This window comes from Acinetobacter sp. AS167 (genome assembly GCF_037152175.1).
In the GTDB taxonomy this organism is placed as follows: Bacteria; Pseudomonadota; Gammaproteobacteria; order Pseudomonadales; family Moraxellaceae; genus Acinetobacter.
Genome location: NZ_JBBCMP010000007.1, coordinates 68,137 through 83,737 on the forward strand (window position 1 = coordinate 68,137; position 15,601 = coordinate 83,737).

Genomic DNA, 15,601 nt, shown 5'->3' on the forward strand with positions numbered 1-15,601 from the left:
ATGGCTCGTTATATTGGTCCAAAATGCAAACTCTCTCGCCGCGAAGGGACAGACCTGCAATTAAAATCTGGCGTTAAACCATTTGACGTCAAAACAAAAAAATCTGCTAAAGCTCCTGGTCAACATGGCCAAAGCCGTGCTAAACAATCAGAGTATTCACTACAATTACGTGAAAAACAAAAAGTACGTCGTATGTACGGTGTTTTAGAGCGTCAATTTAGTAATTACTACAAAGAAGCTGCTCGTGTTAAAGGCGCAACAGGTGAAAACTTGTTGAAATTGCTTGAAAGCCGCCTCGATAACGTTGTTTATCGCATGGGTTTTGGTTCTACACGTGCAGAAGCTCGTCAGCTAGTATCTCATCGTTCAATCACTTTAAATGGTCGTCGTGTTAACATCGCGTCTATCCAAGTTAAAGCGGGCGACGTGATTGCAGTTCACGAAAGCGCTAAACAACAATTACGTATCAAAAACGCGATTGAATTAGCTGCTCAACGTGGCACAGCTGCTTGGATTGAAGTAGATCATTCAAAACTTGAAGGTACATTTAAAGCTGCACCAGATCGTTCTGATTTACCTGCTGAAATCAACGAAAGCTTGATTGTAGAATTGTATTCTAAATAATCCTTGAGGTAGCAATAATGACGCGTACTGCAAACGAGTTTCTAACCCCGCAAGCGATCAAAGTCGAAGCGGCAAGCGGGACCTCGGCAAAAGTGATTCTTGAACCATTAGAGCGTGGCTTTGGTCATACTCTTGGTAATGCTTTACGTCGCATCCTATTATCTTCTTTGCCTGGCGCAGCCGTGGTTGAAGTAGAGATAGAGGGTGTCGAGCACGAGTACAGTACTTTAGAAGGCTTGCAGCAGGACATCGTCGAGCTCTTGCTGAACCTAAAAGGATTGTCTATTAAGCTGTTCGATCAAAACGAAGCATATTTGACATTGGAAAAACAAGGTCCTGGCGATATTACTGCTGCTGACCTTCGTTTACCACATAATGTTGAAGTGGTTAACCCTGAACATTTGATTGGTACTTTAAGTGCTTCAGGCTCATTAAAAATGCGCTTGAAAGTTTCTCAAGGTCGTGGTTATGAAACTTCTGACTCACGTTTCCCTGAAGGCGAAACGCGTCCTGTAGGTCGTCTACAGTTAGATGCTTCTTATAGCCCGATTAAACGTGTTTCTTACACAGTTGAAAATGCTCGTGTAGAACAACGTACTGACCTTGATAAGCTCGTCATTGATCTTGAAACGAATGGAACTGTAGATCCTGAAGAAGCTATCCGTAAAGCGGCAACAATCTTGCAACAACAAATTGCAATTTTTGTTGATCTTCAGAAAGATCAAGCTCCAGTTGCTCAAGAGCCACGTGAAGAAGTTGATCCAATCTTGCTTCGTCCAGTTGATGATCTAGAGCTTACTGTTCGTTCTGCTAACTGTTTGAAAGCAGAAAATATTTACTACATTGGTGATCTAGTACAGCGTACTGAGGTTGAGTTACTTAAAACTCCTAACCTTGGTAAAAAATCGCTTACTGAGATCAAAGATGTTCTGGCTTCTAAGGGCTTACAGCTCGGCATGCGTTTAGAGAACTGGCCACCAGCTAGTCTCCGTATGGACGATCGTTTCGCCTATCGTAGCCGTTAATTAAGTAGGACTATCACCATGCGTCATCGTAATAGTGGTGTGAAATTAGGCCGTACCAGCAGCCATCGTAAAGCGATGTTCCAAAACATGGCTAATTCTTTGTTTGAGCATGAGTTAATTAAAACAACTGTGCCTAAAGCAAAAGAGTTACGTCGTGTAGCTGAGCCTTTAATCACTTTAGCTAAAAACGATACTGTAGCAAACCGTCGTTTGGCGTTTGCTCGTACTCGTTCAGCAGCAACAGTTGGTAAATTATTTACCGTTCTTGGCCCTCGTTACAAAGAACGTAACGGCGGTTATCTACGTGTTCTTAAAGCTGGTTTCCGTGCAGGTGATGCTGCACCGATGGCTTATGTAGAACTTGTGGATCGTGAAGTAAACTAATTACTCACGTCACAGAACAATCGGTTGTTCGAAAAAGGTCGGTGTTTCACCGGCCTTTTTTTGTGCCTTTTTGTTGGACAATTTATGGTTTTGTCCCAAATTGACTTAAATTTCGTCAGAAAAATGCAAACTTGACATTGCGTATTGTCAGATTTGTGCTTTAATAAAAAAGTACTCTTAAAAAGGTTATAAAAACAACATGGAAAAGCAAGTTGATATTCTTATCGTTGGCGCAGGTATCTCTGGTATTGGTGTAGCTGCACATCTTTCAAAACACTCACCACAACGTTCATTTGAAATTATTGAGCGTCGCGAGAGCTTTGGTGGTACTTGGGATCTATTTAAATATCCGGGTATTCGTTCCGATTCAGATATGTCTACTTTTGGGTTTAATTTTAAACCATGGCAAAAAGCCAATGTATTAGCAGATGGTGCTTCAATCAAAGGCTACGTTGCTGAAGTTGTCGACGAATTTAAATTAAAAAATAAAATTCATTTTAATCAGCGTGTACGTACTGCAAATTATGATTCTTCAATTAAAAAATGGGTGGTACAAATTGAAGATGAAAATAAAAAACTCAATACGTGGGTTGCAAATTTTGTCATTGGATGTACTGGTTATTATAATTATGATCAAGGTTATCAGCCTGACTACCCTGGTAAAAATGATTTTAAAGGCGAATTTATTAATCCACAATTTTGGCCTGAAAACTTAGATTATTCGGGTAAAAAAGTGGTGATTATTGGTAGTGGTGCAACAGCTATTACCTTGGTTCCTGCTATGTCAAAAGGTGGGGCAGGGCATGTGACCATGTTGCAACGTTCACCAACATATATTGCTTCAATTCCATCTATTGATTTTGTTTATGACAAAATGCGTAAGGTTTTACCTGAAGATGTGGCATATAAGTTAACCCGCGCACGTAATATTGGCATGCAACGCGGGATTTATGCGCTTGCACAAAAACAACCGAAGTTACTACGTAAGTTCTTACTCAAATCGATTGAAATGCAATTAAAAGGTAAAGTGGATATGAAACACTTTACCCCAACATATAATCCGTGGGATCAGCGTTTATGTGTTGTGCCAGATGGTGACTTATTTAAAATTTTACGTTCTGGTAAAGCCAGTGTTGAAACAGATCAAATTGAGAAAATTACTGCCACGGGTATTCAATTAAAATCTGGTAAACATTTAGATGCGGATATCATCGTTTCAGCAACAGGGTTAGAAATCCAAATCTTGGGTGGTATCAAAGCTACAATTGATAATAAGCCGATGAATACTTCACAGCATATGTTGTATCAAGGTGTGATGGTTAGCGATGTGCCAAATATGGCAATGATCATTGGTTATATCAACGCATCATGGACATTAAAAGTTGATATCGCAGGTGAGTATATTTGCCGTCTTGTAAACTATATGGACAAGAAAGGCTATGATGAAGTTATTCCTCAAGGTGATGCAACTGAATTGATGGAAGATACGGTGATGGGCAGTTTAAGCTCAGGTTATATTGCCCGTGCGGCAGATGTGATGCCTAAGCAAGGTAAGCATGCACCTTGGAAAGTGTCGAATAACTATTTAGCAGATCGCAAAGAACTCAAAAATGCTAAGTTTGAAGATGGAGTTTTAAAATTTCATAAGCGTGAAGCACAACTTGAAAAAAAGCCTAAACTGGTTTCTTAATCAAGCCTAGAAATCACTAAACTAAGCAATAGCAAAATAAAGAAACTATGAAATAAATAAGGAGCGAAAGCTCCTTATTTTATTGCGACATGAAAATTGATTTAAAAGAATGGTTAGTGATAGAAAAAGGAGCCAAAGCTCCTTTAACCGTGTTCAAATAAATTATAAAGAACGGGAAATCAGTTCTTTCATAATCTCGTTTGTACCTGCATAAATACGATTTGCCCGATTATCAATATAAGCGCGCGCAATTGGATATTCCAGCATATAACCATACCCGCCATGTAATTGGAGGCATTCATCAACGACATTGGAGAATACTTCTGAAATTTTGTATTTTGCGGCAGCTGCGGCATCAACACCTAAAGTGCCTTCAAGTTGTAATTCCATACAACGATCGAGATAAGCACGACAGAAATCAATTTCTGTGCGCATTTCAGCAAGCTTAAAGCGTGTATTTTGAAAAGCACTGATTGGTTTACCAAACGCTTTACGGTCTTTGGTATATTGAACCGTATGTGCTAGCGCTGCTTCTGCGCCTGCTTGGCAGATAATCGCAACCAGCATACGTTCCCACGCCAACTCTTTCATCAGCATGATAAACCCCATGCCTTCCATTCCTAATAAATTTTCTTTTGGTACACGAACATCTTCAAAGAACAATTCGCAAGTATCTTGTCCTTTCATACCAATTTTATTGAGTGGTTTTCCTTTGCTAAAGCCAGCACGGTCAGCTTCAACGATAATCAAAGATAGGTTGGCAGAACCTTTCTCTGAACTGCCTGTTTTACATACGACAATTGCCATATCGCACAGATAACCATTGGTAATAAAAATTTTAGAACCATTGATTACATATTCATCCCCGTCTAAAACAGCAGTAGTGCGAACGCCTTGTAGGTCTGAGCCTGTTCCTGGTTCTGTCATCGCGATGGCTGTGACTGTTTCTCCAGAAGCCATTTTAGGAATCCAATGTTTTTTCTGTTCTTCATTACCAAAGTTGTTGATGTAGTTGGCAACAATATCCGAGTGCAAAGAAAAACCTGTAGAAGAATCCATTGCATAAGCTTGCTCTTCAATCAGAATCATACTGTAGAGGCGATCTACCCCATAACCACCATATTCTTCAGGCATGGTTGCACAGAGCAGACCCATTTCACCTGCTTTGTTCCATAAATCTCGATCTACATGTTGTTGTTCTTCATATTTAGCAATATTTGGGACAACTTCTTTTTCATAAAATTTACGTACTGTTTCACGAAAAGCTTCGTGATCGGAATCAAACAATTTACGAGGCAACATATTGGTTAAAGGTCGGATAGCACCTGATTGCATTTTTATAATATCCATATGAGTTTTAGTGAGTTGAAATTATGTGAATTGCTTATTTGTCGCAATGAGATGAATGCTCAAAACTCACTTTTAAATGATGAATTTGGTCATTTAAAAGAATTTAGCGAGAAATTGATCGGGAATCAGGTAAACTAAGTCAGAATTAACCATTGGGGGAAAATGATGTCAGAAGAACTTACTTTAGAAGAACGTAAAGTGATTTATCGTGCTCGTCGCGGTTTAAAAGAAATTGATGTATATTTTGACCCATATGTAAAACAATATTACTTAGAAGCAAGTGCGCAAGAAAAAGCCTTGTTTAAAGAGTTAGTTGATCAGGAAGACCCAGATTTATTGGATTGGTTTATGGAAGTTTCAGAACCGCCTCGACCTGAACTTAGAGGTTTGATTAATAAACTTAAAGATTATGTCCACGGATGAGGTAAAAACTCACCAACGATATCAATTCAAACCCAGTCGTATTGCACTGGGTTTTCAGCTTTTGTGTTTAACAGTTATTTTTATTGTGCTGTGCTCCATTATAACTGTATGGACAAGTGTATTATTGCTGTTGCTGGCATGCTTTAGTCTAAAAATATTTAGAATGCGTCCAGAAGTCCGAAGTTTGGAACATTTTGATTTAGAGCATTGGAGCTTACAATATGAGGATTCCAATCAAATTCATCATATACAAATTCAGAAAATGATTGATCATCAATTTTATATTGCGGTGTATTTTTGTGAGGAAAGCAATAAAAGTCTAATTATTTGGCAAGATCAACTAAGCACAATACAGTGGAAATCTTTGAAATCTCGGGTCACGCTAAGTTAATTGTCTGACAAATATAAAAAATATAATTTTAATTTAATTTAAATAAAACAGTAGTTTATTTGTATTTTTTCTTATTGAATATTCATTGTTAGACCAAATATATAGAAAATAGCGCAATTATGAGATTGTCCGACAATTCTATCTGTGAAAATCTGATTTTGCATGTAAATTAAAATCACCAACAGCGAGGAGGAATTTCCAAATGGGTGAAATTCATACGTTTTGGTTCTTAGTGGTTGCAATTGTTTTTGCAATTATATTTGGAAGACTAGGAACTATGCTGAGGGAACAGATCGAGAAAGCTAACGCTAACAGTGTTAACGGTAGCAAATTTAAAAGACTTAAAACGAATAAACTCTCTTAAAGAGTTTACCTTTTAACAAGTAGCATGTGCTGAACCGTCGCAATGCTACTTTTTTTTGCTTAAAATTTGTATAAAAACTAGATCAGGTCAATTGAATACTTTCTATATTGTGGCAAATTCTTCAGATGAAATTAGAGCTATTACTCTGTTATTCAGAGATTGCATCTGATATTGTTATTTTAAAAGGGATATAAACACAATTATATAGAGGACAGGAAGTATGTCTAAGGTCCACAAGCTTGGTCAATTGATGCTGACCGCTGTCGTTGCCTCATCTGTGTTATCAGGTTGTTCATATGTTGTAAAATCAGGTGCCAATGTTGCGCTTGGATTTAGTGAGAAACATATCGTCCCACCCATTTTGGCAGGTAATGATACAGATATGGCGTGCAACTCAGGCAACGCCTTAACACCAGCAATTATGGCAACAAAAGATATGGGGGCTGACCCAACCCGTATGGCAGTATTATTATATTCAGCTGCGGGAATGTGTGCAGAAAATCGTGCTTTGGATGCAGAACTCAGATATTTACGGGCTTCAAAAGACGGTAAAGTGACTGAAGCTCAAGATGCTCGTATAGAACAAAAACGTTGGGCAGCTCTTGCCGCAGAACGTCAATACACGGGCTATCAACTATTTGCAGAACGTTGGCAGGCAAAATATAAATATACTTTAGGTGATTCTTGTCCAACCATGCGTAAGGACTTGGATCAAACCATCTATTTAATCGGTATGCTCAGTGGTTTGCAATCGATGACCAATGACATTAACTCTGGTGGTGCAGTCAATGTACCGAAAGATATTGCTGCGATTGTTGAACGTGGTATGACATGTTTAGACAATAACAAATTCTGGGGTGCCCCAATGGCGACCCGTGCAGTGATTTGGATATTGTTACCAGGTGCAGGAGATGGTAAGCCTGATCCAACACAGACCTTACAACAATCAATGCAAATCGCAGAACAGAAAGGTGTTCGTTTAGCATTTGCAATGAATGCTGTTGCAGCACAAGCTAGTGGTGATGATGCTAAATTAAGAGCGGCGTTAAAAGCTTATGCCGCATCGCGAGCAGATGATAAGCCAGTAAACCCTGAATTTAGATTGTTAGATGGTATGGCGGGTCAAATGGTTCAAGGCATTGCAGATCGTTATTGGACTGAACATACCGGTGTTCGTGCAGCAGATGATGGAATGACCACATTCTGGGATGAACAAGCATCTACGGGTGATGATGAATTATTTAATGATTTACCTGCACCGACTGAAGAGCCAAGTGCTTCAGCTGACGAACCTGCAGCAAATCCATAGTATTCAATTGCATGAATTGGTTAGAATTGAGGAAGAGCGACAGCTCTTCTTTTTTTATGGTGTAGCATGGAACAACACAAGTTAGATAAAAATATATTGTTTATTGCAACCAGTATCATTTTCTTTGCAATTCTTCAGCTTTTTCAAACTCATTTCATTTATCAGCACGATGTTTTTTTAAGCCAGCCTTGGCGCTGGTGGACAGGGCATTGGGTTCATGTGGGATGGATTCATTATGTTTTAAATGTTTTGGCTTTGGCTTGTTTACCCTTTTTATTTCCAAACATTAAAAAGAAAGTTTTTATTGCTTTATTGCTTATTTTACCGCCTTTACTCAGTCTCTGTTTTTATCTGATTTATCCTCATATTTTTGCTTATGCAGGTTTGTCTGGCATTCTTCATGGTCTGTTTGTATTTTGTGCAATCGTCAGTTTAAAAGAAAAGCCAGAACGAAATTTTGCTTTCATCGTATTGTTATGCATTTTAGGCAAAATCGCATGGGAACATTTTTTTGGTGCACTACAAACTGAACAATTGATTGGTCATCCTGTTTTAATACAAGCGCATTTGCTTGGGGTGATTTTTGGAAGTATTTGTGCCATCTTGAGCTTAATTTTTCGACTTAATGTTATGAAATAGAAAATGAATCAAGAATATTATTTGCATGAAGTATTATTTTATAAAATTTTATTATTTTGATGAGGTTAAGCACATAGAAGCGTAAATATATTTAAAAAAAATTTGAATGAATGCTTTGTAATGAATGGATGCTGATTCTCATTTGTGGTTAATTATGTGAATGTTACATCAATTTTAGTTGTAAAAAATATAAGTACTTAGTTGTTTTTTCACATTTAATGATAAGACTATAGATGAGTTGACAAAAAGCTCGCCAAAAAAATTAATCTTTGTCATGTTTTTCTTAGGAAAATTAGGGCAAATTTGAGTGGTGATGATAGGAATGGGTATTGGTAAAGGATTTTACCTCTCACCTAATAATAAAAGATAAGCTGTGCAAGCGATTGTACACTGGTTATAAAAACTGGAATAACAATGCAAGAACCTGTAAATAATAGATCGGGATTAGGTCTACTCAGTTATCTCTGGAATGAGTGGTTCTCAACCTTTTCCATCCTTATTCTGCTTCTCCTGACCTTGATCATTGGGACAGGGGATATGATTCATGGGCAAATGCTTCGTTTAGGTGAACGCCTATATGGAGACGAAAAAATAGGAATGCAATATTCCTTTTTACGTGCTGAGCCCAACAAACCTTCATGTGACCGCAATGTAGATATCGATAAGCTTGTCAAAGAAAAAATGCAACAGGAAGCCAGTGATCCTGATGCGGCATTTTTTGGTTTAACGCCAGAAGCAGATGTTCGCGCTTCATTCGTTTCAGCTCAAACGGATTGTGAACAGAAATATGCGTTCTATGATAAATCGATCAAACATATGGAAGATCATCCATCCCTTCGTTCATATCGTTCGATGGAAACGGGTTTCTTCTGGATATTAAAATGGGGCTCTGAACATCGTGTACTCATTCTGATTTTGATGGTGGTGATTGCTGCAATTACAGCATCATTGAAGATGCATCATATTGGGCTACGTCCAGCGCGTACTAAGCTTGATTTTAAAGTTTATAATATTGCGATGGTACTGGGGAATGCCTTACTGAGCTTCTCGGTCATTAGCCAATATCGTTCAGTACTCAATTCTGGTGTTGAATCTACCCTTGAAACGATTGGGGTCTATTGGTTATGGATGATCCTGTTCGTTGTCTTGACAGTCATCAGCCTGTTTAAATTATTCCGTACCCCAGAAAATGCTGAAGAAGGCGGTAAATTTGGCCTTGCGCTGCTGAGCATACCTTTATATGCCTTTATGGCAATTGTGACAGGTATTGCATTTACTTTCTTTATGGACTACCCAATGGGGCAAGGTATTTACCTTGGCTTGTTGACTGAATTTTCAAATATCTTCCTTAATTTAGCACTGTTTATTTGGGCGGGTATGTTATTGACCCAAACACGTGTGATGGATCTTTTCTTGGCGATTCTTCGTCCTTGGAACTTAGCGCCTGAAACATTGACGTGGATCATTTTGATCGGTGCTGCAATTCCAACAGCATATACAGGCGCTTCGGGAATCTTCGTTGTTGCTGCTGGTGCAATTATCTACAAAGAAGTGTGGAATTCAGGTGCTCGTCGTCAATATGCACTTGCTGTTTCGGCAATGTCAGGTTCACTGGGTGTTGTATTACGTCCGTGTCTATTGGTGATCTTAATTTCCATGTTGGATAGCCGTCATGTAACTTCAGACGAGCTATTTGATCATGGTATTTATGTATTCTGGTTAACCGCATTTATTTTCTTAGGGGTGTCGTTATTCCTTGCTGAGAATAAGTTCCGTATTAACTCACCGAAAACTGCTGTCCCTGGTATGTTGCGTGCTTTCGTTCCTGTGCTTCCATATATCTTGATTGTTGCTGTCGTAATTGGCTTCTATCAGTTTGGTCTGGACACGAAAATGGATGAATTTACTGCCCCTGTAATTCTTCCAATCATGTTATTGGCATTTATTTTATTTGATAAGTTATTTGGTAATAAATTACCGATACCAGAAAACCCAAATAAAGCACTTGCTCTAGAGCATGAAAAAAATTCTGAATACTTACGTGAGCATGGTGATACCGCTGAAACGAAACGTGGCTTCCGTAGCGCAATTCGTTTTGCAACATCTGAAAGTGTTGGTCATATTGGTGCGTTAATTATTCTAATGGCATTGTCTGCAAGTGTTGGTGGTCTGATTGAACGCAGTGAGATCGTGACCATGGTGCCAACGCATTTGGGTAGTATCTTGGTGACACTTGGCTTTATGGCATTGTTACTTGCATTAATTGGTATGACAACAGATCCATTTGGTGCGGTGATTCTTGTTGCTGCGACGATTGCGCCAGTTGCATTTGAAAATGGTATCCATCCGATTCACTTCTGGATGATTGTACTGGTTGCATTTGAGTTTGGTTATGTTACGCCACCAGTTGCGCTCAACCATTTACTGACCAGGCTCTCGGTCGGTGATGCAGAAGTTGCCGCCGCCGATGCTGAGGCAAAAGCCAAATATACAAGCTTCTACTATCGTTATGAGCGTTGGATCTTGCCAATCGTGGTGCTGTTCTCCGCATTGGTGATTGTGACCTATGCGCCGTACATGTTTAACTTGTTTGACTGGTATGCCAGTAAATAATTGAATGTCTAAAAAGCGCCTTCGGGCGCTTTTTTTCTGTCTGTGGCTTTGAATAGATTTAGTGATCTTTAAATTGAAACTGCTGAATGTACTCACTCGGCGTTAAACTGGTTTCACGTTTAAACATGGCACTAAATGCACTGGCACTGTCATAGCCCAAATCAAGTGCAACATTGAAAATAGATTTATTCATTGCCAAATCAGTCATGGCCTGCATTAGCCTTGCCTGCCGTACCCAATGACTAAAATGCATATTGGTTTCTTTCTGAAAATGCCGAGTGAGGGTTTTCGAACTAACATGTAAAAATTGGGCGGCATGTTCGAGTGTCCATGTATGGCTGAGATCAAGTTTGATTTCAGCACAAAGCTTTTGCAATTTAATATTTTGTGGCTCAGGTAAGCTAAATGGTAGAACAGGAAGAAGTTCCATCTCATCTAAAATCAATTCAAGCAATCGTGCTTCACGGCTTTGTGGGTGAATCGTCGATTGTATCTGCATTGCTGAGCGGATAAGTTCTTTTAAAAGGGGAGAGATCGTGACGACACGGCACTCATTGACTAATTTTGAACGTTCGTCTGGCTCAATAAATACACCATAAGCTTGTACATCACCACTGATCAGAAGAGCATGGGCCTTATATGCTGGAATCCATACACCGCGTCCCGGTGGCGTGACCCATGTTCCTTCTGCCGTTTGAATACGGAGAACACCAGAAAGCGTATGAATCAGTTGGATACGTTCATGGCTATGCCAATCTTCGATATGTCCATGGGAATAATTTTCAGTAAAAGCATAAATTGGATAATCTAAAAATCCATGATCATAATTATTTCCCATGATTTAGTCCTCAATCAATATGGCACTGCCAATCACACCTTCGTGGAATTGCTTAGTTCTCAATCATAATGTCCTTTATGCGATAGTTATTGTCATTTTATCGTACAAGTTCAAAATGATTATTTTTTAACATGGTTGAATCTTTCTGTATAGGCAGAGCAGCATGTTTCAAAAAGCTTATTTCTACCCATTGTTCGCCATTTTATTTTGGGCTGGAAATGTAATTGTATCTAAAATGGCAAGCCATGCAATTTCACCTATAGCGATTACATTTTATCGTTTGGTTTTTGCGCTTGCGGTGATGAGTACTTTTGTATTGATTCCCAGTTGGAAAAATCGCCATATTATTCGCCAGTATTGGAAACATTTGGCTTTAGGTGGATTTCTTTCTGTATCCTTATTCCAATTTTTGTCTTATCAAGCAGCGACAACCACGACAGCAACCAATATGGCGATTGTGACGGCATTGATTCCATTATTGACGATTATTTTAAGTACATGGATTTTAAAAGATCAGATTAGCTACGGCTTAGTAATCGGAGGCTTCTTATCATTCTATGGCATTTTGTATTTATTGAGTCATGGGCATATTGCCCAAGTTTTTAGCCAAGGTATGCATCTTGGAGATGGCTTGATGTTGCTTGCCGCAATCGGCTACGCTTTATATGGTGTGCTGTTAAAACGTTGGAAAATGCCGATCCCAGCATGGCAATCGAATTTTGTCATGTCGACCTTTGCCATCTTATATGTTTTGCCGTTTTTTATCTTTTTACCCGCATCGCAAATGCAACTGAATCAACAGACCGTTCCTTTGATTTTGTATGCCAGTATTTTCTCATCGATTTTATTGTCTTATTTATGGATTGAAGGTGTAAGACATTTGGGACCCAATAAAAATAGTATTTTTATGAATTTATTGCCAGTGTTTACAGCTTTAATTGCCGTAGTGCTATTGGGTGAACATTTACAAGTTTTTCATTTGGTTGGTGGTGGTTTAACACTCTGTGGAATTTTATTGGCGCAAATTATCCAAAAGCCAATCCAATGGAAAAAATCAACACAGCAATCATTTGACTCACTTTAAAATATTGGAGGATCTATAGTTGAAATTGAAAAAAGCCTTAACTTATAAATAGGTTAAGGCTTTTCTGGTATCAGATCGTCATTTTTGCGTATGGGCAAAAATTATTGATTTTGTGCAGCTATTTGTTGTTGAAGTAGCTTGATTTGCTCTTCCTTAAGTTTAATCAATTGATCTGCATCGGCATGTTGAGACTTGAGGTTTTGTTGCTGATCATCGAGTTGTTTTTGGATATCTTCTAGTTTAGCCACTTCTTCTTTAGCTAAACTGGTATTTTCAGGGATTTTATCTTTTAAAATGGATTCTTTGACCAATTCTACATTGGCAGTCTCTGAAGCAGCACTTTGTTCAACAGGCGTTGCCACAGGCGGAGCCGTTGCTTCCACTTTCTTCGTAGTAGGTGTTGGTTGATTCAATTGCTCATTGATTTGGGTGCTTTCAGAGGTGTTATTTAACCAGAAAAAAATAGCAATTAAAACGATAACTGCCCCCAAACCACCAGCAATAATCCACATTAATTTTGAATTGTTTCTTTGTTCTATATGCATTTTATTCGGTCCGATCTATTTTGAAGAGCGAGGCTTGAATTGAATGACCCCAATTTCATCAGGTATAGCAGGTTCTTCAGGCACATCTACATGAGTAGGGCGATTTTCAGAATATCCACACTCGATGCATTCAATCCATTCCGCATCGTCTTGGGTGAGCATAACAATACGATCCATCGCTTCACATTTTGGACATTTTGCACCAGCAATGAAACGACGTCTAATATTCATACACCCACCACACTTTAAACAATTTTGGCCGTTAGTTTAAGCGTTTTTTTAGCTATTCGTCCAACCTTGATGACGTAATAATGCATCTATTTTAGGTTCACGACCACGGAAATTGATAAATGCATCAAGTGCTGTATCTTTTCCGCCAACTGCAAGGATTGCCTTACGGAACTCTTGTCCAGTTTGGGTATTAAACACACCCTCATGTTCAAAGCGGTCAAAAGCATCGCTTGCTAAAACTTCTGCCCATTTATAAGAATAATAACCGGCAGCATAACCGCCCGCAAAAATATGGCTAAAGCCATTCTGGAAGCGGTTATAAGGTGCTGTTGCTAAAACTGCATACTTCTGGCGAATATCATCTAAAGTTGCTTGGATTTGTTCAGCATTTAGGGCAGGTGTAAGTTTATGAATGGTTAAATCGAACAGTGCAAATTCAATTTGTCGTAAAGTTTGCATACCTGACTGGAAGAAACGAGCATCGAGTAATGCTTTTAAAAGATGCTCAGGAAGTGTGTTTTTAGATTCAATATGTTCACTGATTAAAGCCAAGCTTTCAGTATCCCATGTCCAAAATTCCATAAACTGGCTAGGTAACTCTACTGCATCCCATGCAACACCATGTGTGCCAGCAACTGCAATATTGTCCACTTCTGTCAACATATGGTGTAAGCCATGACCAAACTCATGGAATAAGGTATTCACTTCATCATGTGTTAATAGGGCAGGTTGGTCACCGACAGGTGGGGTAAAGTTCCCAACCATATAACAGATTGGTTTTTGTAACCCCGTTTCGGTTTGCATACGCGAGCGGAAACCACTCATCCATGCACCACCACGTTTACCGTTACGCGCATAGAGATCAAAGTAAAAGCCACCAATCACAGTGCCTTGGTCTTCTAGTTCATAATAATGGGCATCTGTATGCCAAAGTGGTGCTTGGCGTTCAATAACTTGAATTCCATATAAACGATTGACCACATTAAATAAGCCTTGAATCACTTTAGGCGCAGGGAAGTATGGTTTTAAATCTTCCTGAGAAAGGTTGAACTGCTGAACTTTTAGTTTTTCAGAATAATAACTGCTGTCCCAAGGTTTTAGCTCATCTATGCCATCTTGTTTGGCAATAGTTTTGAGTTCTTCGATTTCATTTAATGCAGGTGTACGTGCATGTTCTGCTAAATCAACCAGAAATTGATCAACAGTGGCCACATCGGGTGCCATTTTTGAAGCAAGCGAATATTCTGCAAAATTGTCAAAACCTAAAAGCTTGGCCATTTCCTGACGTAAGCTGAGGATTTCAACCATTACGGGTGCATTGTCAAATTGCGTATCGCTGGCTTGATCTGAGGCGCGTGTAACATAAGCGTGATAGATTTCTTCACGGAGCGCACGATCTTCTGCATAGGTCATGATGGCCAAATAAGATGGAATATCTAAGGTAGCAACAGGCTGATCTAGTTCGCGTTGTTGACCGTATTGTTTGAGTAATTCAATACTGCCTTGCGGTAGACCTTTAAGCTGATCCGTGGTTAAAGTTTTGCTATAGGCTTGGGTTGAATCCAAAACATGATTAGAAAAATCAGAAGACAGTTGTGATAATCGTGCTGAAATTTCTGCATAGCGTTTTTTAGCTTCACCTTCAAGGGCAACACCTGAAAGTTTAAAATCACGTAAAGCCAGTTTAATTGCACTTTGTTGCGCCGTTGGCAAGTCGCTAAAAATCGCATGATCATAAACATTTTGATAAGTTTGGAACAAAGCAACGTGTTGACCGATCTGAGTGTAGTATTCACTTAAACTTGGTAATAAGTCTTGATAGACTTCACGCGTTTCAGTGTTATTCATCACTGCGTTGAGGTGTGACAAAATTCCCCAAGATTCACTCATGTTATTTTCAAGTGAATCTACATTTTCGATCACTGCAAGTTGTTGTTGAATGCTTTCAGGGACTTGTACCAAGTCATTTAAAAAGTTTTGACCGTCTTGGATGGCTTTTTCAATATTTTGTTTGAGTTGATCTAAACTAATTTGATCAAATTGCGGTACTGGCAACGTTGCCTGTTCTAGTGTCATGAGCTTTATGCCAAA

The 15,601-nt window shown here is 38.9% G+C and carries 14 protein-coding genes; 9 read left to right on the forward strand and 5 right to left on the reverse strand.

From position 1 onward, the window contains the following. From rpsD to WFN33_RS12895, 4 genes are all read left to right on the forward strand, one after another. Complete coding sequence (rpsD, locus tag WFN33_RS12880) at window positions 1-624, forward strand: 30S ribosomal protein S4 (protein ID WP_004725725.1); 624 nt, start codon at window positions 1-3, stop codon at window positions 622-624. Window positions 625-641: 17 nt separating this feature from the next. After that, the gene (locus WFN33_RS12885) at window positions 642-1,649 is read left to right on the forward strand and encodes a DNA-directed RNA polymerase subunit alpha (RefSeq protein ID WP_336953498.1); all 1,008 of its coding nucleotides are present in this window, start codon (window positions 642-644) and stop codon (window positions 1,647-1,649) included. Window positions 1,650-1,667: 18 nt separating this feature from the next. Continuing rightward, window positions 1,668-2,033: a 50S ribosomal protein L17 gene (gene rplQ / locus WFN33_RS12890; protein ID WP_004281488.1), complete on the forward strand. Its 366-nt coding sequence runs from the start codon at window positions 1,668-1,670 to the stop codon at window positions 2,031-2,033. A 199-nt stretch (window positions 2,034-2,232) separates the two neighbouring features. Further along, on the forward strand, window positions 2,233-3,723 hold the full coding sequence (locus WFN33_RS12895) for a flavin-containing monooxygenase (protein ID WP_336953499.1): 1,491 nt from the start codon (window positions 2,233-2,235) through the stop codon (window positions 3,721-3,723). Between the two features lie 162 nt (window positions 3,724-3,885). Here the strand turns inward: WFN33_RS12895 and WFN33_RS12900 are convergent, their stop codons facing one another. Next, a complete protein-coding gene (locus WFN33_RS12900) occupies window positions 3,886-5,058 on the reverse strand; it encodes an acyl-CoA dehydrogenase family protein (protein WP_336953500.1) in 1,173 nt (390 codons plus the stop codon). A gap of 180 nt (window positions 5,059-5,238) precedes the next feature. Here WFN33_RS12900 and WFN33_RS12905 point away from each other — a divergent pair, with 180 nt between their 5' ends. The 4 genes from WFN33_RS12905 to WFN33_RS12920 all read left to right on the forward strand — a co-directional run bounded on the left by WFN33_RS12905 (window position 5,239) and on the right by WFN33_RS12920 (window position 10,812). Further along, window positions 5,239-5,496, forward strand: coding sequence for an FAD assembly factor SdhE (locus WFN33_RS12905; RefSeq protein WP_336953501.1), 258 nt, complete (start codon window positions 5,239-5,241; stop codon window positions 5,494-5,496). Window positions 5,497-6,471: 975 nt separating this feature from the next. Further along, the gene (locus WFN33_RS12910; RefSeq protein WP_336953502.1) at window positions 6,472-7,560 is read left to right on the forward strand and encodes a hypothetical protein; all 1,089 of its coding nucleotides are present in this window, start codon (window positions 6,472-6,474) and stop codon (window positions 7,558-7,560) included. Window positions 7,561-7,626: 66 nt separating this feature from the next. After that, window positions 7,627-8,199, forward strand: a complete 573-nt coding sequence (rrtA, locus tag WFN33_RS12915) for a rhombosortase (RefSeq protein WP_336953503.1) — start codon at window positions 7,627-7,629, stop codon at window positions 8,197-8,199. Window positions 8,200-8,613: 414 nt separating this feature from the next. Beyond that, window positions 8,614-10,812 carry a TRAP transporter large permease subunit gene (locus WFN33_RS12920; RefSeq protein WP_151956994.1) on the forward strand — a complete coding sequence of 733 codons (2,199 nt, stop codon included), beginning with the start codon at window positions 8,614-8,616 and terminating at the stop codon, window positions 10,810-10,812. A gap of 58 nt (window positions 10,813-10,870) precedes the next feature. Here WFN33_RS12920 and WFN33_RS12925 read toward each other — a convergent pair whose 3' ends face one another. Beyond that, window positions 10,871-11,650 carry an AraC family transcriptional regulator gene (locus WFN33_RS12925; RefSeq protein WP_336953504.1) on the reverse strand — a complete coding sequence of 260 codons (780 nt, stop codon included), beginning with the start codon at window positions 11,648-11,650 and terminating at the stop codon, window positions 10,871-10,873. Between the two features lie 163 nt (window positions 11,651-11,813). On the opposite strand from WFN33_RS12925, the gene WFN33_RS12930 reads away from it, so the two are divergent. Next, window positions 11,814-12,734 (forward strand): DMT family transporter, encoded by a 921-nt coding sequence (locus WFN33_RS12930; protein WP_336953505.1) that lies wholly within the window; start codon window positions 11,814-11,816, stop codon window positions 12,732-12,734. Window positions 12,735-12,835: 101 nt separating this feature from the next. On the opposite strand, the gene WFN33_RS12935 is transcribed toward WFN33_RS12930, so the two are convergent. The 3 genes from WFN33_RS12935 to WFN33_RS12945 are packed head-to-tail and all read right to left on the reverse strand — an operon-like array spanning window position 12,836 to window position 15,586. Next, entirely contained in the window at window positions 12,836-13,279 is a 444-nt protein-coding gene (locus tag WFN33_RS12935) for a hypothetical protein (protein ID WP_336953506.1), read from the reverse strand. A gap of 15 nt (window positions 13,280-13,294) precedes the next feature. Beyond that, window positions 13,295-13,504, reverse strand: coding sequence for a YheV family putative zinc ribbon protein (locus tag WFN33_RS12940; protein WP_336953602.1), 210 nt, complete (start codon window positions 13,502-13,504; stop codon window positions 13,295-13,297). Window positions 13,505-13,558: 54 nt separating this feature from the next. Continuing rightward, window positions 13,559-15,586: a M3 family metallopeptidase gene (locus tag WFN33_RS12945; RefSeq protein WP_336953507.1), complete on the reverse strand. Its 2,028-nt coding sequence runs from the start codon at window positions 15,584-15,586 to the stop codon at window positions 13,559-13,561. Window positions 15,587-15,601 lie beyond the last annotated feature (15 nt).